This window comes from Burkholderia sp. AU38729 (genome assembly GCF_020419725.1).
Taxonomy (GTDB): Bacteria; Pseudomonadota; Gammaproteobacteria; order Burkholderiales; family Burkholderiaceae; genus Burkholderia.
The window spans coordinates 300,814-324,120 of record NZ_JAIZQO010000010.1 but is presented as its reverse complement, the minus strand read 5'-3'; the positions used below and the strand labels follow the sequence as shown (position 1 = coordinate 324,120).

General features: G+C 68.1%; 20 protein-coding genes. 10 read left to right on the top strand and 10 right to left on the bottom strand.

The genetic code is table 11. The annotated features are described in order from the left end of the window. The first annotated feature begins 413 nt into the window (after positions 1-413). Positions 414-1,796, top strand: coding sequence for an exodeoxyribonuclease VII large subunit (gene xseA / locus LGM56_RS26555; RefSeq protein WP_046544571.1), 1,383 nt, complete (start codon positions 414-416; stop codon positions 1,794-1,796). 227 nt (positions 1,797-2,023) lie between these two features. Continuing rightward, positions 2,024-2,602 carry a superoxide dismutase [Fe] gene (sodB, locus tag LGM56_RS26550; RefSeq protein ID WP_011352986.1) on the top strand — a complete coding sequence of 193 codons (579 nt, stop codon included), beginning with the start codon at positions 2,024-2,026 and terminating at the stop codon, positions 2,600-2,602. Between the two features lie 107 nt (positions 2,603-2,709). Here sodB and chrA read toward each other — a convergent pair whose 3' ends face one another. Both chrA and LGM56_RS26540 read right to left on the bottom strand, forming a co-directional pair. Then, a complete protein-coding gene (gene chrA, locus LGM56_RS26545) occupies positions 2,710-3,921 on the bottom strand; it encodes a chromate efflux transporter (RefSeq protein ID WP_226207153.1) in 1,212 nt (403 codons plus the stop codon). Positions 3,922-4,007: 86 nt separating this feature from the next. Further along, positions 4,008-4,715, bottom strand: a complete 708-nt coding sequence (locus LGM56_RS26540) for a Crp/Fnr family transcriptional regulator (RefSeq protein WP_027789289.1) — start codon at positions 4,713-4,715, stop codon at positions 4,008-4,010. Positions 4,716-4,796: 81 nt separating this feature from the next. Here LGM56_RS26540 and LGM56_RS26535 point away from each other — a divergent pair, with 81 nt between their 5' ends. The 3 genes from LGM56_RS26535 (at position 4,797) to LGM56_RS26525 (ending at position 7,064) form a co-directional block, all read left to right on the top strand. Further along, on the top strand, positions 4,797-5,321 hold the full coding sequence (locus LGM56_RS26535; protein WP_226207152.1) for a DUF962 domain-containing protein: 525 nt from the start codon (positions 4,797-4,799) through the stop codon (positions 5,319-5,321). Then, entirely contained in the window at positions 5,314-6,360 is a 1,047-nt protein-coding gene (locus tag LGM56_RS26530) for a 2-dehydropantoate 2-reductase (protein WP_226207151.1), read from the top strand. The genes LGM56_RS26535 and LGM56_RS26530 overlap by 8 nt, the downstream gene beginning before the upstream one ends. A gap of 101 nt (positions 6,361-6,461) precedes the next feature. Next, positions 6,462-7,064, top strand: a complete 603-nt coding sequence (locus LGM56_RS26525; protein ID WP_089495496.1) for a class I SAM-dependent methyltransferase — start codon at positions 6,462-6,464, stop codon at positions 7,062-7,064. 22 nt (positions 7,065-7,086) lie between these two features. Here the strand turns inward: LGM56_RS26525 and LGM56_RS26520 are convergent, their stop codons facing one another. Together LGM56_RS26520 and mdtD are read right to left on the bottom strand one after the other, a co-directional pair. Beyond that, positions 7,087-8,361, bottom strand: a complete 1,275-nt coding sequence (locus LGM56_RS26520) for an EAL domain-containing protein (protein ID WP_226207150.1) — start codon at positions 8,359-8,361, stop codon at positions 7,087-7,089. Between the two features lie 192 nt (positions 8,362-8,553). Further along, positions 8,554-9,990 (bottom strand): multidrug transporter subunit MdtD, encoded by a 1,437-nt coding sequence (gene mdtD, locus LGM56_RS26515; RefSeq protein ID WP_089495495.1) that lies wholly within the window; start codon positions 9,988-9,990, stop codon positions 8,554-8,556. A 220-nt stretch (positions 9,991-10,210) separates the two neighbouring features. Between mdtD and LGM56_RS26510 the strand changes: the two genes are divergently transcribed. Then, on the top strand, positions 10,211-10,534 hold the full coding sequence (locus LGM56_RS26510) for a DUF2917 domain-containing protein (RefSeq protein WP_089495494.1): 324 nt from the start codon (positions 10,211-10,213) through the stop codon (positions 10,532-10,534). A 449-nt stretch (positions 10,535-10,983) separates the two neighbouring features. Next, entirely contained in the window at positions 10,984-12,375 is a 1,392-nt protein-coding gene (locus LGM56_RS26505; RefSeq protein WP_089495493.1) for a CoA transferase, read from the top strand. Positions 12,376-12,403: 28 nt separating this feature from the next. On the opposite strand, the gene LGM56_RS26500 is transcribed toward LGM56_RS26505, so the two are convergent. Beyond that, positions 12,404-13,150: a GntR family transcriptional regulator gene (locus tag LGM56_RS26500; protein WP_089440857.1), complete on the bottom strand. Its 747-nt coding sequence runs from the start codon at positions 13,148-13,150 to the stop codon at positions 12,404-12,406. A gap of 166 nt (positions 13,151-13,316) precedes the next feature. Between LGM56_RS26500 and LGM56_RS26495 the strand changes: the two genes are divergently transcribed. Together LGM56_RS26495 and LGM56_RS37045 are read left to right on the top strand one after the other, a co-directional pair. Beyond that, the gene (locus tag LGM56_RS26495) at positions 13,317-14,162 is read left to right on the top strand and encodes an aldo/keto reductase (RefSeq protein ID WP_089495492.1); all 846 of its coding nucleotides are present in this window, start codon (positions 13,317-13,319) and stop codon (positions 14,160-14,162) included. Between the two features lie 60 nt (positions 14,163-14,222). After that, the gene (locus LGM56_RS37045; protein WP_413226802.1) at positions 14,223-15,821 is read left to right on the top strand and encodes a hypothetical protein; all 1,599 of its coding nucleotides are present in this window, start codon (positions 14,223-14,225) and stop codon (positions 15,819-15,821) included. 478 nt (positions 15,822-16,299) lie between these two features. Here LGM56_RS37045 and LGM56_RS26485 read toward each other — a convergent pair whose 3' ends face one another. From LGM56_RS26485 to LGM56_RS26465, 5 genes are all read right to left on the bottom strand, one after another. After that, positions 16,300-17,310 carry a HoxN/HupN/NixA family nickel/cobalt transporter gene (locus tag LGM56_RS26485; RefSeq protein ID WP_226207148.1) on the bottom strand — a complete coding sequence of 337 codons (1,011 nt, stop codon included), beginning with the start codon at positions 17,308-17,310 and terminating at the stop codon, positions 16,300-16,302. Positions 17,311-17,475: 165 nt separating this feature from the next. After that, positions 17,476-19,587: an elongation factor G gene (gene fusA, locus LGM56_RS26480; protein ID WP_089495490.1), complete on the bottom strand. Its 2,112-nt coding sequence runs from the start codon at positions 19,585-19,587 to the stop codon at positions 17,476-17,478. Between the two features lie 217 nt (positions 19,588-19,804). Beyond that, positions 19,805-20,305 (bottom strand): DUF192 domain-containing protein, encoded by a 501-nt coding sequence (locus LGM56_RS26475; protein ID WP_089473431.1) that lies wholly within the window; start codon positions 20,303-20,305, stop codon positions 19,805-19,807. Positions 20,306-20,468: 163 nt separating this feature from the next. After that, the gene (locus LGM56_RS26470) at positions 20,469-20,684 is read right to left on the bottom strand and encodes a hypothetical protein (RefSeq protein WP_011352970.1); all 216 of its coding nucleotides are present in this window, start codon (positions 20,682-20,684) and stop codon (positions 20,469-20,471) included. A 281-nt stretch (positions 20,685-20,965) separates the two neighbouring features. Then, entirely contained in the window at positions 20,966-21,544 is a 579-nt protein-coding gene (locus LGM56_RS26465; protein ID WP_089495489.1) for a pseudouridine synthase, read from the bottom strand. Positions 21,545-21,821: 277 nt separating this feature from the next. Here LGM56_RS26465 and icd point away from each other — a divergent pair, with 277 nt between their 5' ends. Further along, positions 21,822-23,078, top strand: a complete 1,257-nt coding sequence (gene icd, locus LGM56_RS26460) for an NADP-dependent isocitrate dehydrogenase (protein WP_006478026.1) — start codon at positions 21,822-21,824, stop codon at positions 23,076-23,078. Positions 23,079-23,307 lie beyond the last annotated feature (229 nt).

Below are 23,307 nucleotides of genomic sequence, written 5' to 3'. Positions count from 1 at the left end.
ACGGATTCGTCAAGGCGGATTCTCCGTTGGGCGGCGCATGCCGCGGGGTCTGCGGAAGGCGGCACTCTAGCGCGCCGCGGGCGGGCGCGGCAAGCGCGACCGGCCGCCGCGACTCGCGGGGCCGGATCGCGGCGGCTTGTGGATAACTCTGTGAAGAACTCCCTGCTCGATGGCGCCAAACGCCCGCCGGGTGGGCTTCGAATCGGATGAGAATCATTCAGAAAGATTTAAAAATATATAAATATCAATGGGTTAGGGTGAATCGTCTGGATTTTTCAGCGGTTTTCGCGCGTTTTAGGCCGATGATTGCCAAAGTGTGGACACCTTCCGAACGTCACGGTACATGCGCCGGGCGCTGGACGTCGCGTGCGTGTCGGACTATCGTGTCGCCGCCAGCATTCATTCGACCGTCCATGCCTTCCGACTCCCCATTTGCCGCACCGGGCGCGACCCGCGGCGGCGACGAAGTGATTCCCGTTTCGGCGCTCAATCGCGCGATTTCGACGATGCTCGAGCGCTCGTTTCCGCTGCTGTGGATTTCGGGCGAAGTGTCGAATTTCACGCGCGCCGCGAGCGGCCACTGGTATTTCTCGATCAAGGACCAGCAGGCGCAGATGCGCTGCGTGATGTTCCGCGGTCGCGCGCAGTACGCGGAGTTCACACCGCGCGAAGGTGACCGGATCGAGGTGCGCGCGGTCGTCACGATGTACGAGCCGCGCGGCGAAGTGCAGCTCAACGTCGAGGCGGTGCGGCGCACCGGGCAGGGGCGCCTGTACGAGGCGTTCCTGCGGCTGAAGGCGCAGCTCGAGAGCGAAGGACTGTTCGCGCCCGAGCGCAAGCGGCCGCTGCCGGCCCATCCGCGCGCGATCGGTATCGTCACGTCGCTGCAGGCGGCGGCGCTGCGCGACGTGCTGACCACGCTCGCGCGCCGCGCGCCGCACATTCCGGTGATCGTCTATCCGGCGCCCGTGCAGGGCGCGGGTTCCGCCGAAAAGCTCGTCGCGGCCGTCGAGACCGCGAATGCGCGCCGCGAGGTCGACGTGCTGCTGGTCTGTCGCGGCGGCGGCTCGATCGAGGATCTGTGGTCGTTCAACGACGAGGCGCTGGCACGCGCGATCGCGGCGAGCGAACTGCCGGTCGTCAGCGGCGTCGGGCACGAAACCGATTTCACGATCGCGGACTTCGCGGCCGACGTGCGTGCGCCGACGCCGACCGGCGCGGCCGAACTCGCGAGCCCGCAGCGCGCGCTGCTGCTGCGCGAGGTCGGCGAGCGCCAGCGGGCGCTCGCGCGCGGCATGGAACGCCGGCTCGAACAGCGCGCGCAGCAGCTCGACTGGCTCGCGCGCCGGCTGGTGAGCCCGGCCGAGCGGCTGCAGCGGCAGCGCACGCACGTCGAGCAGCTTGCGGTGCGGCTGGCGTCGGCGGCGTCGCGGCCGGTGCGCGACGCGCGCGCGCGGTTCGCGCTCGCGCAGCTGCGCTGGCAGCGCGCACGGCCTGATCCTTCGCAGGCGCGCCAGGCGCTCGCGGGGCTGTCGCAGCGTCTTGCGCTGGCCTTGCAGCGCCGTCATGAACGCGACACGGCTCGCGTGTCAGCCTGTGCGGCACGGCTCGAGGTGCTGAGCCCGCAGCGCACGCTCGAGCGCGGCTATGCGGCGCTGATCGATGCGCAGACGGGCCGCGCGGTGCGCACGCCGAACGCGCTGAAGCCGCAGCGCCGCCTGACCGTGCATCTCGCGGAAGGCTCGGCCGACGTGTCGATCGCCGACGTGCAGCCGCGGCTGACCGATACGATCTGACGTAACGGGTGCGAGTGGCGCGAAGGTTGTCGCAACGGACGCATCGTGCACGGGAACGGATGCTGCTCATCGTCGGGTTCGTCCTGCCGGACGTTGCGCAAACATCGCTTTTCCGCATACCGCGGATAAATGGCCCGTGAGTTTGCGGGGTTATTCGTCCTCGCCTACAATCGGACGCTCGGCAGCATCCAACACAGCCTCCCTACATACTCAACGAAGGAATCGCCATGGCTCATACGCTCCCGCCGCTCCCGTACGCTGAAGACGCACTCGCGCCGACCATCTCGCTCGAGACGATCCAGTACCACTACGGCAAGCACCATCAGGCTTATGTGACGAACCTGAACAATCTGATCCCGGGCACGGAATTCGAAAACCTGTCGCTGGAAGAGATCGTGAAGAAGTCGTCGGGCGGCATCTTCAACAACGCCGCGCAAATCTGGAACCACACGTTCTTCTGGAACAGCCTGTCGCCGAACGGCGGCGGCGCACCGACGGGCGCGCTGGGCGACGCGATCAACGCGAAGTGGGGTTCGTACGACGCATTCAAGGAAGCGTTCACGAAGGCTGCAGTCGGCACGTTCGGCTCGGGCTGGGCATGGCTCGTGAAGAAGGCTGACGGTTCGCTCGACATCGTGTCGACGAGCAACGCAGCAACGCCGCTGACGACCGCCGACAAGGCACTGCTGACGATCGACGTGTGGGAACACGCGTACTACATCGACTACCGCAACGCACGTCCGAAGTTCGTCGAAGCGTTCTGGAACATCGTGAACTGGGACTTCGCAGCGAAGAACTTCGCGTAAGGTCCGGCGCCTGCGTGCCGCTACGGCGCGCGGCACCCAGCAAGAAAAGCCCTCGAAACGAGGGCTTTTTTGTTTTTGACGCGCTGGAACGTGCCGCGCGTACCGGGTCAGGCCAGGAGGCCGAGCCCCCAGCCGAGCGCGGCGCTCGCGATCACGACGGCCCACGGCGGCACGCGCCAGAACACCAGCGCGACGAACGCGACGAGCGCGGCGGCCAGATCGCGCGGCGCCGCGATCGTGTCGGTCCAGACCGGGTGATAGAGCGCGGCGAGCAGCAGCCCGACGACGGCCGCGTTCACGCCGGCGAGCGCGGCCTGCATGCGCGTGCTGCGGCGCAGGCGTTCCCAGAACGGCGCGGTGCCGGCCACCAGCAGGAACGACGGCGCGAAGATCGACACCAGCGCGATCGTGCCGCCGAGCCAGCCGTTCGGCGCGTTGCGCAGCGACGCGCCGAGGAACGCCGAGAACGTGAACAGCGGCCCCGGCACGGCCTGCGCGACGCCATATCCGGCCAGGAACGCCGCATCGCCGACCCAGCCGGGCGCGACCACGGCCGCCTGCAGCAGCGGCAGCACCACGTGACCGCCGCCGAACACGAGCGCGCCGGTGCGGAAGAACGCATCGATGACGGCGAGCGTATCGGCGCGCAGCGTACGGGCCGCGAACGGCAGGACGACGAGCAGCGCCGCGAACAGCGCGAGCCACAGCACGCCCGCGCGAGGCGACACGTGCAGCGGCAGTGGATCATGCGCGCCACGCGGCGGCTGCGGTAGCAGCACGAGGCCGGCCAACCCGGCCGCGACGATCACCGCAACCTGGGTCCACGCGGCCGGTGCGAGCAACGCGACGCAGGCGGCCGCGGCCATCAGCGTGACGCGGCGCGCATCCGGGCACAGCGTGCGCGCCATGCCCCACACGGCTTGCGCGATCACGGCGACCGACACGATGCGCAGCCCGTGCAGCGCACCGGCTTCGATCGGCGCGCCCGTTGCATGCACGCCGAGCGCGAACAGCATCATCAGCAACGCCGACGGCAGCGTGAAGCCGAGCCACGCGGCGAACATGCCCGCGTAGCCGGCGCGCGCGAGGCCGATCGCCATTCCGACCTGGCTGCTCGCGGGCCCTGGCAGGAACTGGCACAGCCCGACGAGATCCGCGTACGTGCGCTCGGTGAGCCAGCCGCGCCGCGTGACGAATTCGGTGCGGAAGTAGCCGAGATGCGCGACCGGGCCGCCGAACGACGTGAGGCCGAGCCGCAGGAACGCGATGAACACAGGCCACGGATGGCGCGAGGGGGCGGAGGCGGTCGATGTGCTCAAGGCGAGGCGGGCGGATGAACGGACGAGCCGCCACGATAGCGCAACGCGGTCACGGCGGGGAGGTCGCGTGGCGGTGGTGCCGAACCTCAGCGCATGCCGTCGGGCAACCCGCTCGCGCGCCGCAGCGCATCGACGTCGACGAGCTCGATCTCGCCGACGTGCAGCCGCACGACGCCGTCGGCCTGCAGCGCCTTCAGCAACTGGTTGGTGGTCTGCCGCGTCAGCGACAGCATCGCCGCGAGCTTTTCCTGCGACAGCCGGATGCGGGTGCGGCCGGCGCTGATCCCGCCGTAGCCGTCGGCGATCATCAGCAGCCGGGCGGCGAGCCGCTGCGCGGCCGGCATCACGCTCATCGATTCGACGGTCAGGAAGCTCAGACGCAGTTTCTGCGCCATCAGCAGCGCGAATTGCCGCCAGTATTGCGGCGTCGCATCGAGGATCGCAAGCAGCGCGGCCTGCGGGACGTGCAGCAGCAGCGCGTCGTCGAGTGCGATCGCGTCGTGGGTGCGAGGCTGGCCGTCGAACAGCGCGATTTCGCCGAACCAGGTGACGGGCTCGGCCACCGTCAGCAGCGCTTCCTTGCCCTGCGGGTCGACCGCACCTATCGTGAGTGAACCGGCCAGTACCGCGTACAGCCCGCACGGCGGGTCGCCGCGCCGGAACAGCGCATGGCCGGCCGGCAGCCGGCGCAGCGCCGCGCGGGCGAGCAGGTCCGCGCGCAACGCGGGCGGCAGCGCGGCGAACCACGGGTTCGCTTCGATCTGCGGCAGGTAGGGGGCGAGCGAAGAGGGCATGGGCACGCGATGTCGGGTAGCTGACAGAGGTTCTCGGGCGTGACGCGCATCATAGCGCTCAACCATCGACCAGGAGACGCGATGAAGACGCTCGAAGACCATCTTGCCCAGTATGCGGCCTACCATCGCGACGCGCGCAACATCGCGACGCATCTGGTCGGCATTCCGATGATCGTGTTCGCGGTCGAGGTGCTGCTGTCGCGGCCGGCGCTCGGGATGCTGGCCGGCATCGCGCTGTCGCCGGCGCTGCTGCTGGCGTTCGCGTTCGCGCTGTTCTACCTGCGTCTCGACCTGCGGTTCGGGATCGTGATGACCGCGCTGTTCGCGCTCGGCCTGTGGGCCGCGCAGGCGCTCGCGTTGCTGCCGACCGCGCAATGGCTCGCGATCGGTATAGGCGCGTTCGTCGTCGGCTGGATCGTGCAGTTCGTCGGACACTGGTTCGAGGGGCGCAAGCCCGCGTTCGTCGACGATCTGATCGGCCTGATGGTCGGGCCGCTGTTCGTCGTCGCCGAGGTCGCGTTCTTCGCGGGGCTGCGCGGCGACGTGCGCCGCGAAGTCGAGCGGCGGGCCGGCCCCGTGCACGGCGGCGCGCATTCGCATGTCTGACGCCCCGGTCTGCGTGTTCGGCGCGGGCGCGGTCGGCTGCTATCTCGGTGGACGGCTGGCGGCGGCCGGCGCGAATGTGACGCTCGTCGGCCGCGCGCGGATCGGCGACGCGATTCATCGGCACGGGCTGACGCTGACCGACCAGCGTGGCTACCGCGCGACGCTCGCGCCGGCGGACGTCGTGTTCGAGACCGATCCGGCGGCTGCGGCCGCCGCGCGGCTCGTGCTCGTGGCGGTGAAATCGGCCGCGACGCGCGAGGCCGCGGCGCAGCTTGCCGGTGTGCTGCGGCCCGGCACGGTTGTGGTCAGTTTCCAGAACGGCCTGCACAACGCCGACGTGCTGCGCGAAGCGCTACCGCAAGCCACCGTGCTGGCCGGCATGGTGCCGTTCAACGTGATCGAGCGCACGCCCGGTGCGTTTCACCAGGGTTCGGCCGGCGCGCTGGCGGCCGAAGCCTCCCCCGCGTTGACGCCGTTCGCCGGCGCATTCGCGCGTGCCGGGCTGCCGCTCGCGCTGCATCGCGACATGCGGGCCGTGCAATGGGCGAAGCTGCTGCTCAACCTGAACAACGCGGTCAACGCGCTCGCGAACCTGCCGCTGCGAGACGAACTCGCGCAACGTGCGTACCGGCGCTGCGTCGCGCTTGCGCAGCGCGAAGCGCTGCACTGGCTGGCGCAGGCCGCGATCCGGCCCGCGCGGCTGACGCCGTTGCCGGCCGGATGGCTCCCGGCCGTGCTCGATTTGCCCGATCCGGCGTTTCGCGTGTTCGGCGGCCGGATGCTCGCGATCGACCCGCTCGCGCGTTCGTCGATGTCCGACGATCTTGCGGCGGGGCGGGCGACGGAAGTCGAGTGGATCAACGGCGAGGTCGTGCGGCTGGCCGCGCGCTTCGGCGGGCAGGCGCCCGTCAATGCGCGACTGTGCGCGCTCGTGCACGACGCGGAACGTGCGGCGGCGCGCCCGGCCTGGCTCGGCGATGCGCTGTGGGCCGAGCTGAGCGCGCAAGCGCCGCACGCGGGCGACGTGCGGGCTGCGTAGGGGCTGCACGACTCGCGGCATGGGCGTGCGTGATGCCGCACGGAGTGTGCAACGGCTAAGATGCGGGGTGCGTCATACGACGCCTATGCGGAGCCGTCACCATGGTGGATCGTCCGACTCTCGATGCCTACGACGCCCATGCCGCGCAATACGCGCAGGACTGGCTCGACCAGGCTGCGCCCGACGACATGTACACGCTGCTGGAGCAGCATTTCTCGCCGGGGCCGACCGCGGACGTCGGCTGCGGGGCCGGGCGCGATACGGCCTGGCTTGCGTCGCGCGGCTTCGACGTGCGCGGCTACGACGCGAGCGCCGCGCTGCTCGACGAGGCGCGGCGCCGCCATCCGGATCTCACCTTCGAGCTGGCCGCGCTGCCGGCGCTGGCCGGCGTGCCGTCCGGCGCGTTTCGCAACGTGCTGTGCGAAACGGTCGTCATGCATCTCGAACAGGCGGAGGCGGCCGCTGCCGCCGCGCGACTGGCCGAGCTGCTGATGCCGGGCGGCACGTTGTACATGAGCTGGCGGGTGGCCGGAAACGGCGCGTTGCGCGACGAGCGCGGCCGCCTCTACACCCCGCTCGATTCGGCGCGGATGCGGGCGGCGCTCGGTGCCGGTACGCAAGTGATCGACGAGCACGAGGTCGTCAGCGCATCGTCCGGCAAGCGCGTGCACCGGCTGATCGTACGCAAGGCTGCCGCGGCCTAGGTAGGGCGGCGCGGCGGCGCGCTCATTCGCGGTTGAGTGCCGCGTCCCAGTTGATGTCGACGCAGAGCACCTGCATGCCGGTCGCGACCGGCGCGGCGATCGACGCGGTCACGCACAGGTGCGCCTCGTTGATCGACAGGTAGGGCGCCGTCAGGTGCACACGGCCCGGCGCGCGCATCGCGTCGATGAAGTACGGGCGGCGTTCCCAGCTTGCCCCTTCGGAATGCAGCAGCGGCCGGAAACGCTTCGCGCGCTGCGAGACGCTGCCGCGTGCGAGCACGTTGTCGCCGATCTGGCGCCCCGAGGCGTCGAGCAGGAAGCAGCGTGCGGTCTCGGGCAGCCCGAGCACGGCTGCGGCCGCGTCGGTCAGCGATTCCCCCGCGACGAGCTTCTGGCTCGCTTCCTCGAGCGCCGCGACGTACGGCGCGAGCCGTTCCGCCTGCGTGCGCTCGCGTTTCGCCACGCGCAGCCGCAACGCGGCCGACAGCGTATCCATGCAGCCCGCGGCGGCCTGCGGCTGCACCGGTTCGACGCTTGGCCCCGCGAAGTACTGGCCCTGCACGAAATCGACGTCGCACTCCAGTGCGATCAACGCGTCGCGTTCGGTCGCGAGCCCGCCCATCAGCACGAGCTGACCGGATTCGTGCAGCAACGACACCAGCCCCGGCAGCACGCGTTCGAGATGTGAGTGCTCGCTCGCCTGCGCGAGGATGCCGCGGTCGAGCGTGACGATGTCGGGATGCAGGTGCCACACGCGGTCGATGTTCGAATGCTTCGCGCCGAACCCGACCAGCGCGATCAGGAAGCCGGCCTTGCGCAGCCCGTCGACGATCGCCGCGTAGCGCGGCGTCTCGCCGCCCGCCTGTTCGGGCACCTCGAGCACGACGCGATGCGGCGGCAGCCCGAGCGCCTTCAGGTTCGCGAGCAGCGCGTCGCTGTAGACGGTGTCCATCAGCGCGGCCGGATGCAGGCTCAGGAAGAGCCATTCGTCGTGGCTGTCGAAGGCGTGGAAGTTGCCGAGATGCAGCGATTCGGCGAGCCGGCCGAGCTCGAGCAGGTCACCGCGCCGCGCCGCCTGCGTGAATACCTCGTGCGACGCCACCTGGCGGCTTTCCTCGTCGTGCGCACGCAGCGACGCGTGATAGCCGATCGCGCGGCGGTGCGACACCGAGAAAACGGGCTGGAACACGCTGAACACGGTGTAGCCGCCGTACAGCACGGTGCGCCGGTTCCCGTCGTCGCCGGCGACGGGGCGGGGCGGCTGAAAGCCGGGGGGATCGATTTCGATCATGCTCATGATGTCGGCCGAAGGAGGACTGCCAGTTTACCTAGAGAATAGGCGAGCAAGAAGCGTGCACGGCATCGTACCCCGTGCGGCGGCGCGTCGCGGCCGAGCCCCGCGGGGCATGGCCGGTGTTTCAGATGCGCCTCGCAGGGCCGCGCTGCACCGTGATGGTGCGCGCCGACCCGGTTCGGCGCGCGCCACGCATCACGCGCGCTCGGACGGGTCGGTCTTGCGCGCGGTGCTGCGGATCTCGGGCGCGAGCTGCGCGAAGATCCACGCGGAAGCCGCCGTGATGATGCCGACACAGATGAACGTCGCATGGAACGCCGGCAGCGTGTTGCTCGGCGTCACGGTGCGCAGCATGCCCGTGAACGTCGCGAGGAGCGCCCCCGCGACCGTGACGCCGAGGCTCATCGACAGCATCTGCACGAGCGAGAACAGGCTGTTGCCGCTGCTCGCGCCGCCCGTGCCGAGATCCTTCAGCGTCAGCGTGTTCATCGCGGTGAACTGCATCGAGTTGAAGCCGCCGAACAGCGCGAGATGCACGACCTTCACCCAGACGGGCACCGTGTCGCGCATCAGCGCGAAGCTCGCCATCATCACGCCGACCATGATCGTGTTCGCGAGCAGCACCTTGCGGTAGCCGTGCCGCTCGATCAGGCGCGTGATGATCCGCTTCGAGAACATCCCGGCTGCGGCCACCGGCAGCATCATCAGCCCGGCCTCGAACGCCGAGTAGCCGAGGCTCACCTGCAGCAGCAGCGGGATCAGGTACGGCATCGCGCCGCTGCCGATTCGCGCGAACAGGTTGCCGAGCAGCCCGACGCTGAAGGTATGGATCCGGAACAGCTCCAATGAAAAGATCGGTTGCGGCGCGCGCACCGCATACAGGCCGTACGCGACGAAGCACGCGAGGCTCAGGATCAGCAGCACGAGCACGGCCGCGTGCTGCATCCCGAGATCGGCGAGCCCGTCGAGCGACAGCGAGATCGCGACCATGCCGATCGTCAGCAGCAGATAGCCCTTCAGGTCGAAGCGGCCGACGGCCGGGTTGCGTGAATCGGGCATCGAATAGAAGGTCGCGATGCAGCCCGCGACGCCGACCGGCACGTTGATCAGGAAGATCCAGTGCCACGACGCGATCTTCACGAGCCAGCCGCCGAGCGTCGGCCCGATCAGCGGGCCGATCAGGCCGGGAATCGCGACGAACGACAGCGCGGCCAGGTAGCGCTCGGCCGGAAAGGTACGCAGCACCGCGAGCCGTCCGACCGGCAGCAGCATCGCGCCGCCGACCCCCTGCACGACGCGGAACGCGACAAGTTGCGTGAGCGTATGCGCATTCGCGCACAGCAGCGAGCCGAGCGAGAACACCAGGATCGCGCTGAAGAACACACGCCGCGTGCCGAAGGTGTCGGCGAGCCAGCCCGAGACCGGGATCATCACCGCCATCGTCAGCGAGTACGCGATCACGACCGACTGCATCCGCAGCGGCGATTCGCCGAGGCTCGCGGCCATCGACGGCAGCGCCGTGTTCACGATGGTCGCATCGAGCGTCTGCATGAAGAAGCCCGTTGCGACGAGCCAGAGCATCACGGTGAGATTCTTTTCGCCGGGGGCGGCGGCAGGCGGACGCTGGAACATGGGGGCGGGAGGGTGGCGCGGGACAGCCGACATTGTAGGGAAAGCCGTCCCGTCGTGCCGGTTCGGCGCAAGGAAGGCGCGAAGTCCGCCGACAGGCGCCTCCCGTCCCTGTCGATCGACCAGTACAGTTCGGCCAAAAGTGTCTGCAGCCGTATCTGTCCGTGTGCTGCCACTGTCCGAAATACTGATGCCATCGGATCCGTGCGACCAGGAGGCTGCCATGCGCGAACTGCGACTTTATGTGATCGATGGCGACGAGCCGGCCGGTCGGTGGCGGATCGTCGATCGCACCTCGCTGGAGGTGGCCGACGGCGAGGTCTGGGTGACGATCGAGGGCTTGCCCGACGATCACTGGCTTGGCGCCGGGGCTGCGCTGATGCTGACGCCCGGCATGCGCGTATGGGTCAGCGCGGGGTCGCAGGGCGCGACGTTCGCGTTCGGTCCGCTCGAGGTGCCGGCGAGGCGCGCCGCGCAGGCGTGGTGGAGGCCGCTCGTCGCGTGGCGAGACGGCCGGCGCCATGCGCCCGCGTCGTTGCCGACGTAGCGCGCCCGGGGCGGGATCGGCGCTCCGTGCGTGCCGTGTTCGAGCGCATGTGTGATCCAGCCGGCCGTGTGGTCATGCGGCGATCTAAGTGATCTGCGGGTCTGGCTTCGGTACGTCCCGGTCGAGCGAACGTTCGACGCTGGCGCGCGAGCGTTTCGCGTCGGCACGGCAGCGTGCCGACAGCCGCATTCGATTCGCGTGATGGTAGCGGCACCCGGTTGCGCGATCCGGTAGTAAGCGCAGCAGGTCGCGGTTCACGCGTGCAGCGGGCACGCCGGTATCGAGGGTACCGGCAGGTTTCCAGCGCACTGAAAGGCGTGAGGTCGGCCGTTTCTGCCGGAACGCAGGGAATACGACCGTATGTGCTGTGCGGATTCGTGCAATCAGGATTGCTCGCGACTGCCGCCGATCCTAGACTCGATGTTGTCTTTCTCACCGCCCATTCCGCCATGACACCCGAACTTGCTTTGGCGCATCTATGGCGACTCGCACACGGCGACCCCGGCGCGTTGGCCCGTGCGACCGTAACGGGGCAGGACCCGACGTTGCCTTCGACCTTCCGGGTCGGCACGCTGGCCGCGGCGACAATCGCGGCAGCCGGGCTCGCGGCGGCCGAATGCCACCGGCTTCGCACGGGTGTTGCGCAATCCGTCGACGTGTCGGTGCGCGACGCGCTCGTCGCATTCCGCAGCGAACGCTACCTGCGCGTGGACGATGGTCCGCCGCCGGAGTTGCGTCATCCGGTGACGGGCTTCTTCGAGACGGGCGACGGCCGCTGGATCCAGCTGCACGCGAACTTCCCGCATCACCTGAGCGGCATTCTCGACGTGCTTGGCTGTAGCGCGCAGCGGGACGATGTCGCCGCGGCGATCCGCACGTGGGACGGCGCGGCACTCGATACCGCGCTGGCCGACGCCGGGCTGTGTGCCGCATTGATCAGAACACCTGACGAGTGGGCGTCGCTCGAGCAAGCGCGCGCGATCGCGTCGCTGCCGCTGTTCGAGATCGAGCGGATCGGCGATGCACCGGTCGAGCCGATCGGTCGAGGCGAAGCCGGCCAGCCGCTCACGGGTGTGCGTGTGCTCGATCTCACGCGCATCATCGCGGGGCCGGTCGCGGGCCGCACGCTGGCGTCACATGGCGCGCAGACGCTGCTCGTCAACGGCCCGCACCTGCCGAACATCGCGCCGCTCGTGATCGACAACGGGCGCGGCAAGCGTTCGACGTGGATTGACCTGCGTGATGCCGCGGGCATCGATACGCTGCACGCGCTCGTACACGACGCGGATGTGTTCCTGCAGTCGTACCGGCCCGGCGCGCTCGCGGCGCGCGGCTTCGCGCCGCACGCACTGGCGATGCGGCGGCCCGGCATCGTGTACGTGTCGATATCCGCGTACGGGCATGCGGGGCCGTGGGCGCAGCGGCGCGGCTTCGACAGCCTCGTGCAGTCGGCGAGCGGGATCGCATGGCAGGAGCAGCAGGCCGCGCACGCGGACGCGCCGCGCCACCTGCCGTGCCAGGCGCTCGATCACGCGACGGGGTATCTCGCGGCGTTCGGCGCGATGATCGCGCTCGCGCGGCGGGCGAGCGAAGGCGGAAGCTGGCACGTGCGGATGTCGCTCGCGCAGACGGGACGCTGGCTGCAGTCGTTCGGCAACGTGCCGGACGGCCTGGGTGCGCCCGATCTCGCGGCCGCCGACGTGCGCGACCGGTTCGATCGCATCGCATCGCCGTTCGGCATGCTCGATAGCGTGCGGCCGGCCGAGCGCCTGTCGGCCACGCCGCCGGCGTTCGAACGGCCGCCCGTGCCGCCCGGCACCGACGTCGCGCGCTGGCTGTAAGCGGAAAGCGGCGGCCGCGCGGCCGGCGTTACTTGCGCAGCTCGACGACGAAGTCGTAGTAATCGTTGCGGCAGTAGGTATCGGTCAGTTCGATCGCGCGCTGGTCCGACGTATAGCCGATCCGCGTGATCAGCAGCAGCGCGTCGTGCGGCGCGATGCCCATCTGCTCGGCGATCTCGTCGGTCGCGTTGACCGCGCGGAAATGCTGCAGCGCGCGCACGATCGGCGTGCCGCGCGCTTCGAGATAGCTGTACAGCGAGCCGCCGATCGCCTGCGGATCGGGAATCAGCGTCGCGGGGAACGTCGAGTTCTCGACGGCCATCACGATGCCGTCGGCGAGGCGCAGGCGTTTCAGGCGTGTAACGGATGCGGCCGGCGACAGCCCGAGCTGGATCACTTCGTCGCGGTTCGCCGGCTGGATCTCGCGCGCGAGCCATTGCGAGCTCGGCTTGAAGCCGCGCCGTTCGAGCATTTCGCTGAAGCTCGACAGTCGCGACAGCGGATCCTCGTAGCGCGGCTGGATGAAATTGCCCGCGCCCTGCGTGCGACGGATCAAACCCTGCTCGACGAGCAGCGCGATCGCCTTGCGTGCGGTGATGCGCGACACGCCGAGCGCATCGGACAGCACGCGCTCGGAGGGCAATGCCTCGCCGGCTGTCCAGCGGTTGTCGTGGATCGCGTCGCCGAGCTTGCGGGCGAGCTGCAGGTACAGCGGCGTGTCGTTGTCCGGGTCGGGGCGCAGGTCCTGCCACCGGTCGTCCGTGGGTGCCTTCATGGAATGGGTATCGATCAGGTTGCGGCCATTCTAAGTCATCATGCGGTGCCGTTATAGCCGGTTTTTGCCGTGCAATAGGCCGTCAGCGTGCCGATTGACTACACTGACACGTCGTATTCCATGCTTTGGCCGCGCTGCGCGGCCACGAACCCGCAACGAGGAACGCATGACAGACACGATCGCCACGGTCGTCCTGCCGGACGGCGAGACGATTCCGAAGCTCGGTCAGGGCACCTGGGAAATGGGTGAGCGGCCCGCCCGCCGAGCGGACGAGATCGCCGCGCTGCGCGAAGGCATCGAACTCGGGATGACGCTGGTCGATACGGCCGAGATGTACGGCGACGGCGCGACCGAGGAACTGGTCGGAGAAGCACTCGCGGGCCTGCGCGACGACGTGTTCCTCGTCAGCAAGGTCTATCCGCACCATGCGAGCCGGCGCGGCGTCGTTGCCGCGTGCGACGCGAGCCTCAAGCGCTTGCGCACCGATCGTCTCGATCTGTACCTGCTGCACTGGCGCGGCTCGGTGCCGCTCGAGGAAACGGTCGAGGGCTTCGAGGCGCTGCAGCGCGCGGGCAAGATTCGTCGTTGGGGCGTGAGCAACTTCGATACGGCCGATATGGAGGAACTCGTCGAAGACGCGGGCGGCGGTGCCTGCGCGACCAACCAGATCCTCTACAACATCGCGCGGCGCGGCCCGGAATTCGACCTGCTGCCCTGGCTCGCCGATCACCGGATGCCGGCGATGGCGTACAGCCCGGTCGACCATGGGCGGTTACCGAAGCGTTCGCCGCTCGACGAGATCGCGCGGCTGCGCGGCGTGTCGGTGATGCGCGTCGCGCTGGCATGGGTGCTCGCGCAGCCGGGCGTATTCGCGATCCCGAAGGCATCGAGGATCGAGCACGTGCGCGACAATCGCGCCGCGCTCGATTTCGAATTGAGCGATGACGAGCGCGCGCAGCTTGACGCGTATTTCCGTCCGCCGCGCAGCAAGCGCGCGCTCGAGATGCTCTGACGGCACCCGGTCAGGCAACGTGTCCGGTCAGTGATTGCCGCCGGACGAGCCGCCGTTGCCGTGACCGCCGCCATTGCCGTTGCCGGTGCCGTGGCCATTGCCGACACCGTTGGGCCCGCCATTGCCGGCGCCACCACTGCCGTTGCCATTGCCGTTGCCGCCGCCATTGCCGTGGCCACCGTTGCCGTTGCCTTCACCGTTGCCCGAGCCGCCGTTGCCGTTGCCACCGCCATTGCCATTGCCATTGCCGTGACCACCGTTGCCGTGGCCGCCACCGTCGCCACGGCCACCGCCATTGCCATGGCCACCGCCGTCGCCACCGCCGTTGCCACCGCCGTTGCCGTGACCGCCGCCGTCGCCATGGCCACCGCCGTTGCCGTGGCCGCCACCGTCGCCGTTGCCACCGCCGTTGCCGTGACCGCCGCCGTCGCCATGGCCACCGCCGTTGCCGTGGCCGCCACCGTCGCCATGGCCACCGCCATTGCCATGGCCACCGCCGTCGCCGTTGCCACCGCCGTTGCCGTGACCGCCGCCGTCGCCGTTGCCACCGCCGTTGCCGTGACCGCCGCCGTCGCCATGGCCACCGCCGTTGCCGTGACCGCCGCCGTCGCCATGGCCACCGCCGTTGCCGTGACCGCCGCCGTCGCCGTGGCCACCGCCGTTGCCGTGGCCACCGCCGTCGCCATGGCCACCGCCGTCGCCATGGCCACCACCATTGCCATGGCCGCCACCGTCGCCGTGGCTACCGCCGTCGCCATGGCCGCCGCCGTCGCCGTGGCCACCGCCGTCGCCGTGGCCACCGCCGTCGCCGTGGCCGCCACCATCGCCATGGCCGCCACCGTCGCCGTGGCCACCGCCATCGCCGTGACCACCGCCGTCACCATGGCCGCCACCGTCGCCGTGGCCACCGCCATCGCCATGGCCGCCACCGTCGCCGTGGCCACCGCCATCGCCGTGACCACCGCCATCGCCGTGACCACCGCCGTCACCATCGCCACCGCCTCCGTGTCCGCCATGGCCTCCGCCACCGGAAGTACCGCCACCGGAAGTACCGCCACCGGAAGTACCGCCACCGGAAGTACCGCCACCGGAAGTACCGCCACCGGAAGTACCACCGCCGGAAGTACCACCGCCGGAAGTACCGCCACCGGAAGTACCGCCTCCCGACGTACCACCACCAGAAGTGCCACCGCCGGAAGTACCGCCACCGGAAGTACCGCCACCGGAAGTGCCACCACCGGAAGTGCCACCACCGGAAGTGCCACCACCGGAAGTGCCACCACCGGAAGTGCCGCCACCGGAAGTGCCGCCACCGGAAGTACCGCCACCGGAAGTACCGCCACCGGAAGTACCACCACCGGAAGTACCACCACCGGAAGTGCCGCCACCACCGGAACTACCGTTACCACCGTTGCCGGACGAGTTGCCTCCGCGACCCGTGCCGCTCGTCCCGCCGGACGTTCCGCCTGTCGTTCCACCGACACCGGCAGGTCCGACGGCACCGTTGCCGTTATTTCCCCCGCTACCGTTGCCGCTGCCACTACCGTTGGCCGGCCCAGGGCTGCCGCTACCACTGCCGCTCGGGCCGGCCCCGTTCCCGCCGATACCATGACCGGCATAGACCTGCACCGCACACCCAGCCGGATTGGCTGCGCATGACGTAGCGTCCGCGACCAGCGTCATGATGGTGTCCGAGCCGGCGTTCGCGCCGGGCGCGGAATCAGGCGTGGTGGTTTGTGCGACGGCATACGAGCAGCAGCACGCAAACGCGGCCGCGGCCAGCAAGGTTGCACGAGGGCGCCGTCCCGCCGGGCGGGACGGTTGTTTCGTCTTATGCATCATGGCCTCCCCATGCGCGCGACGCCTCGTTGCCGCGCGGCTAGCTACGTGTAGTGCAGGGAGCCATAAAAGATTCGTTATCCTATCGGTGGCCGATTGCCTTAGGGCCGGCGCTTGACGCCAGCCGCGAACGCGAATCGGCACGCGGGCCCGCCGTGCGAATCCCTATGTGCGAGATTCGTGCCATCGGCCGCTTGTGCCCGTCGCGCAAGGCGCGTGCGGACACGCGACGCACGCACGCGGCATCGTCGGGGGGATTTTGTTTCCGGAATGAAACGTCCGACCGTTCGCGCGTCGCTCAGCGCGCAGGCGCATCGGCCGCACGCTGCCAGCGGTGGAACAGGATCGACGCGATCCAGCACACGAGGAACAGCGCGACGATGCCGTAGCCGATCGAGCCGAAGCGTTCGCCGAGCGCATCGAGCGTGTCGCGCACGGGGCCCGTCAGCGCCAGCTTGTCGGCCAGCAGGCCGGCTGCCTCGATCCCGCCGATCGCCAGTGCGACGGCCGCCGACACGAACGTGATGCTCGCGTTGTAGAGCAGCTTGCGCCGCGGATCGTCCATCGCCCAGCCGTACGCATGAATCATCAGCACGTTGTCGGTCGAGTCGATCAGCGTCATGCCGGCGGTGAACAGCGCGGGAAACAGCATGACCGTATAGACCGGCAGCCCCTGGCTCGCCTGCGCGGCGGCGATCGCGAGCAGGCCGATTTCGGTTGCAGTATCGAAACCGAGCCCGAACAGCACGCCGACCGGATACATGTGCCAGCTCTTCGACACGAACCGGAACAGCGGACGCAGCAGCCGGGACACGAGCCCGGCAGGGCGATGCACATGCGCGGCGCCGTGCGCATGCCCGTGCGTGCCGCGATAGCGTCGCCACACGTCGCGCAGGATCACCAGGTTCACGCACGCGAGCACGAGCAGGAAGGTGGCCGACACCGCCGTGCCGATCGTGCCGCCGATCTCGCGGAATGCATCGAACCGGTCGCGCAGCGCGAACGCCGTCAGCGCGATGCCGAGCGTCGCGACGATCACGATCGTCGAATGGCCGAGCGAGAAGAACAGCCCGACGCTCACCGGACGCTGGCCTTCCTGCATCAGCTTGCGCGTCGCAACGTCGATCGCGGCGATGTGATCGGCGTCGACCGCATGACGCAGCCCGAGTCCGTATGCGATCGCCGCGGTGCCGAGCAGCAGCGGATGATCGCGCAACACGGCGAGCGCCCACAGCCACACGGCGACGTTCGCGGCGATCAGGCCGGCATAGAGGATCAGCAGGCGGCGCAGGGCAGGGGTGGGCGGCATCGGGATGGTTCCATCTGATGAATCGCGATGCATTGTGGCACGCGAAAAAAAACCGGGTCGTGCCGATCAAAAAGGGCGGCGTGCATGGTGCGCGCGAATGAAAAAAGGCCCGTCCGGAACCGGACGGGCCTTGCCTGCAAGCAGCCGCGCGCGAGCGCGCCGCGCTTACTTCACTTTCGCGTTGATCACGCCTTCCGATACGTTGGCCGGCGTTTCCGCGTACTGCTTGAACTCCATCGTGTAGGTCGCGCGGCCCTGCGTGGCCGAACGCAGCGACGTCGAGTAGCCGAACATTTCCGCGAGCGGCACTTCGGCGCGCACGAGCTTGCCGCCGCCACCCGCGATGTCCTCCATCCCCTGCACGATGCCGCGACGGCTCGACAGGTCGCCCATTACGTTGCCCATGAATTCCTCGGGCGTCTCGACCTCGACGGCCATCATCGGCTCGAGCAGCACGGGCTTCGCGCGGCGCATCGCTTCCTTGAATGCCATCGAGCCGGCCATCCGGAACGCGTTTTCGTTCGAGTCGACGTCGTGGTACGAGCCGAACGTCAGGTGCACCTTCACGTCGACGACCGGGTAGCCCGCGAGCACGCCGCTCTTCAGCGTCTCGGTGATGCCCTTGTCGACGGCCGGGATGAATTCGCGCGGAATCACGCCGCCCTTGATCTCGTCGAGGAACTCGTAGCCCTTGCCGGGGTTCGGCTCGAGCGTGATCACCGCGTGGCCGTACTGGCCGCGACCACCCGACTGCTTGACGAACTTGCCCTCGACGTCGGACGCCGTCGTGCGCACCGTCTCGCGATACGCGACCTGCGGCTTGCCGACCGTCGCCTCGACGCCGAATTCGCGCTTCATCCGGTCGACCAGGATTTCGAGGTGAAGCTCGCCCATCCCCGAAATGATCGTCTGGCCGGATTCTTCGTCGGTCTGCACGCGGAACGACGGATCTTCCTGCGCGAGGCGGTTCAGCGCCAGGCCCATCTTTTCCTGGTCGGCCTTCGTCTTCGGCTCGACGGCCTGCGAGATCACCGGTTCCGGGAATTCCATCTTCTCGAGGATGATCGGCTTCGCCGGATCGCACAGCGTGTCGCCGGTGGTCGCTTCCTTCAGGCCGACGGCCGCCGCGATGTCGCCCGCACGCACTTCCTTGATTTCCTTGCGCTCGTTCGCGTGCATTTGCAGGATCCGGCCGAGCCGTTCCTTCTTGTCCTTGGTCGCGTTGAGCACCGTGTCGCCCGATTCGACGACGCCCGAATACACGCGGAAGAAGATCAGCTGGCCGACGAACGGGTCGGTCATGATCTTGAACGCGAGCGACGAGAACGGTTCGTCATCGCTCGGATGGCGTTCCGCCGGTTTTTCCGGATCGGCGAAGTCGTGGCCGAGGATAGCCGGCACGTCGACCGGCGACGGCAGGTAGTCGATCACCGCGTCGAGCATCGCCTGCACGCCCTTGTTCTTGAACGCGCTGCCGCACAGCATCGGCACGATCTCGTTCGCGATCGTGCGCTTGCGCAGCGCCGCCTTGATCTCGTCCTCGGTCAGCGATTCATGGTCGTGCAGATACTTCTCGAGCAGTTCCTCGCTCGCTTCCGCCGCGGCCTCGACCATCTTTTCGCGCCATTCGTGCGCGAGCTCGACGAGGTTTGCCGGGATGTCCTCGTACGAGAACTTCACGCCCTGGCTTTCGTCGTCCCACACGATCGCCTTCATCTTCACGAGATCGACGACGCCCTGGAAATGATCTTCCGCGCCGATCGGAATCTGGATCGGCACGGCGACGCCTTTCAGGCGCTCGCCGATCTGCTTCTGCACGCGGAAGAAATCGGCGCCGATGCGGTCCATCTTGTTGACGAACGCGATGCGCGGCACCTTGTACTTGTTGGCCTGGCGCCAGACGGTCTCGGACTGCGGCTGCACGCCGCCGACCGAGTCGTAGACCATGCACGCGCCGTCGAGCACGCGCATCGAGCGCTCGACTTCAATGGTGAAGTCGACGTGCCCGGGCGTGTCGATGATGTTGATCCGGTGCTCGGGATAGTTGCCGGCCATGCCCTTCCAGAACGCCGTGGTCGCGGCCGACGTGATCGTGATGCCGCGTTCCTGCTCCTGCTCCATCCAGTCCATCGTGGCCGCGCCGTCGTGCACTTCACCGATCTTGTGGCTCACGCCGGTGTAAAACAGGATGCGCTCGGTCGTCGTGGTTTTGCCGGCATCGATGTGAGCGCTGATCCCGATATTGCGATAGCGCTCGATGGGGGTTTTGCGGGGCACGTGAACCTCCTTAGGTTCGGATGTAAGCGGGCCGACGGTGGCGGCCCGGACTGGACAAGCGAGACTTAAAGCATAGCGCTTGCGCGTGGCTTTTGCAGATGCGGCCGGCGGCGGCGGAATCAAGCCGGGCGCCCCCGCCGGCGGGCGAAAAAAAAGCCGGCGCGCAACGGGCGGCCGGCTTCGGTCGGTGCGCGGCACGGTGCCGCGGCAATGGCCGTTACTGGGCCTTCGGCAGGCCTTCGAGCTTCATGCCGGGCTTGATGCCCTTCGCCGCGAACCAGCCCTTGCTCATTTCGAGCGCATAGACGCCGTTGTTGCGCGGGCAGTGGTTGTCGGTCGTCTCGGCCTTCATCTCGTCGATGTCGGTGATCGTGCCGTCCGCGCGGATGAACGCGATCGACAGCGGAATCAGCGTGTTCTTCATCCAGAAGCAATGCACCGCGTTCTCGTTGAACACGAACAGCATGCCTTCGTTCGGCGCGAGCTGCGAACGGTACATCAGCCCCTGTTCGCGGTCGGGGTCGTTCGCGGCGACGGCCGCGTCGATCACGTACATGCCGGCGCGCAGCTTCACGCGCGGGAATTCGCTCGGCTGCTTGGCGCCGGGCGGCACTTGCGCGCCGGCGGCCTGCATGCCGAACGCCATGACGGCGAGCGCGGCGGGAAACACGGCGGCGCGCGCAAGGCGGCCGAGCGACGAGCGCAGGGAGAATTGCACAGCAAGGCTCCTATCTGGAAAACGAGACCCGCATGGTACGCGATGCGTGTCGTCGGGCACAAAAAGAAAAAGGCAGATCGCCTTGCGGTGATCTGCCTTTCAACGCCGTAAGAACGGCAAGACTGCGTGTTCTTGACTGCGTTATTTATTACAGCAGGCTTACTTAGTTCGAAGCAGCTGCCGGTGCTGCTGCGTCGCTCGCTGCAGCCTTCTTCGATGCCTTGTGGTGCTTCTTAGCTGCGTGGTGCTTCTTGGCAGCGTGCTTAGCCGGTGCCGAAGCAGCTTCAGCAGCAGCCGGAGCAGCTTCCGGAGCCGATGCTTGTGCGAAAGCAGCCGTTGCGAAGAGACCAGCGACCAGAGCAGCGATCAGTTTGTTCATGTTGTGTTCCTCAGCTTTAGTTAATTAACCAAATGACCCGGCAATAGGAGTCATGTCGTCTAACGGTGCCATCCACCTTTCGGTTGACAGACGCTTCGAGAAATTTCTCATTGCGCTGCGGGCGCCGAATCGTATTCGATAAAAACGTCGCTTTCGTGACGCAAACACGGGTTCGGCTGCCAATGCCGGATAGCTAAGGTTGGCATCTGCGTGATTTAACGCGCGATCTTCGCAGCCGGTTGACGAAAAAGATGACGAAAAATTCGCCCATCCCGAATTCGTCATCCGGCGGGCGCGAAACCCTCCCACGGCGCGCGTGGCGACAGCGCGATTGTTTCTCCCGGTGCAATGCCGAGCGCGAATATATCCAGTGCGCCGATGCCGACACGCACCAGGCGCAACGTCGGGAAGCCGACGGCCGCCGTCATCCGGCGCACCTGCCGGTTCTTGCCCTCGGTGATCGCAAGCTCGATCCACGTCGTCGGGATCGCGGCGCGGTAGCGGATCGGCGGATTGCGCGGCCACAGCGTGTCGGGCGGTTCGATGAACTCGGCGCGGCATGGACGCGTCACGTAGTCGCCGAGGTCGACGCCGCGCGCGAGCGCCTTCAGGTCGGCGGGGCCGGGCGCGCCCTCGACCTGCGCCCAGTAGCGCTTGACGAGCTTGTGGCGCGGCTCGGCGATGCGCGCCTGCAGCGCGCCGTCGTCGGTGAGCAGCAGCAGCCCCTCGCTGTCCGCGTCCAGCCGGCCGGCCGCGTAGACGCCGGGCGTTTTGACCCAGTCGCCGAGCGACGGGCGCGTCTCGTGCGCGGAAAACTGGCAAATCGTGCCGAACGGCTTGTTGAGGGCGATCAGGTTCATGGCGGGGCGTCCGCCCGGCGGGCCGCGGGAAGCGGGGGCGGGCGGTCTATGGCAAATGGCGGAATCTTAATGCATAATACGGAACGGCAAGTCCTCTGTCTTATATAAGACATAAGTGGGGTCTTGATACGCAGTGCCGCGCTTCATGCCGAAGTGCCCGGTTGGGGCGCTAGAATAGCGGCTCGCTGTTGCCGTCACGGGGTGGCCATGCCGCGCCCCCGCCGCGCGCGCAGCTTCGACCAGCATCACCTGCTCAGCCACGTCACTGGAGTCGATCATGCCGTATCAGCACATCAAGGTTCCGGAAGGCGGTGACAAGATCACCGTCAACAAGGACTTCTCGCTCAACGTTTCCGATCAGCCGATCATTCCCTATATCGAAGGCGACGGTACGGGCTTCGATATCACGCCGGTCATGATCAAGGTCGTCGACGCGGCGGTCGCGCATGCGTACAAGGGCAAGCGCAAGATCCACTGGATGGAGATTTTCGCGGGCGAGAAGGCGACGAAGGTGTACGGTCCGGACGTGTGGCTCCCGGACGAAACGCTGCAGGTGCTGAAGGAATACGTGGTGTCGATCAAGGGGCCGCTCACGACCCCGGTCGGCGGCGGCATCCGTTCGTTGAACGTCGCGCTGCGCCAGGAACTCGACCTGTACGTGTGCCTGCGCCCGGTGCAGTACTTCAAGGGCGTGCCGTCGCCGGTGCGCGAGCCGCAAAAGATCGACATGGTGATCTTCCGCGAGAACTCGGAAGACATCTACGCGGGCATCGAATGGGCCGCGGGCTCCGAGCAGGCGAAGAAGGTGATCAAGTTCCTGCAGGACGAGATGGGCGTGAAGAAGATCCGCTTCCCGGAAACCTCGGGGATCGGCGTCAAGCCCGTGTCGACCGAAGGCACCGAGCGTCTCGTGCGCAAGGCGATCCAGTATGCGATCGACAACGATCGCAAGTCGGTCACGCTGGTGCACAAGGGCAACATCATGAAGTTCACGGAAGGCCTGTTCCGTGACGCCGGCTACGCGCTCGCGCAGAAGGAATTCGGCGGCGAGCTGATCGACGGCGGCCCGTGGATGCGCGTGAAGAACCCGAAGACGGGCAACGAGATCGTGATCAAGGATTCGATCGCCGATGCGTTCCTGCAGCAGATCCTGCTGCGCCCGGCCGAATACGACGTGATCGCCACGCTGAACCTGAACGGCGACTACATCTCCGACGCGCTGGCCGCGCAGGTCGGCGGCATCGGGATCGCGCCGGGCGCGAACCTGTCGGATTCGGTCGCGATGTTCGAAGCGACGCACGGCACCGCGCCGAAGTACGCAGGCAAGGATTACGTGAACCCCGGTTCCGAGATCCTGTCCGCGGAAATGATGCTGCGCCATCTCGGCTGGACGGAAGCAGCCGACACGATCATCGCCGCGATGGAGAAGTCGATCCTGCAGAAGCGCGTCACGTACGACTTCGCGCGCCTGATGGAAGGTGCGACGCAGGTGTCGTGCTCGGGCTTCGGCGAAGTGCTGATCGAGAACATGTAAGACCCCATCCGGGGTGGGCCGGCAGGTTGCCGGCCGCCCCGGCGCCTACTGCCGGCGCCGGAGCGTTTCGTGGATGGCAGGTTTGTTGGCAGGGCGGTCCGGCATGCGGGCCGCGGCGCCGCGATGCGGCCCGGAGCCCCTGCAAGGTAGAACATGACGGCCCTCGCAACACCACTGCCCGGCTGAGCCGGCGCGCCCCTTTCGCGACCGACCCGGTCGCTCCCCGCCG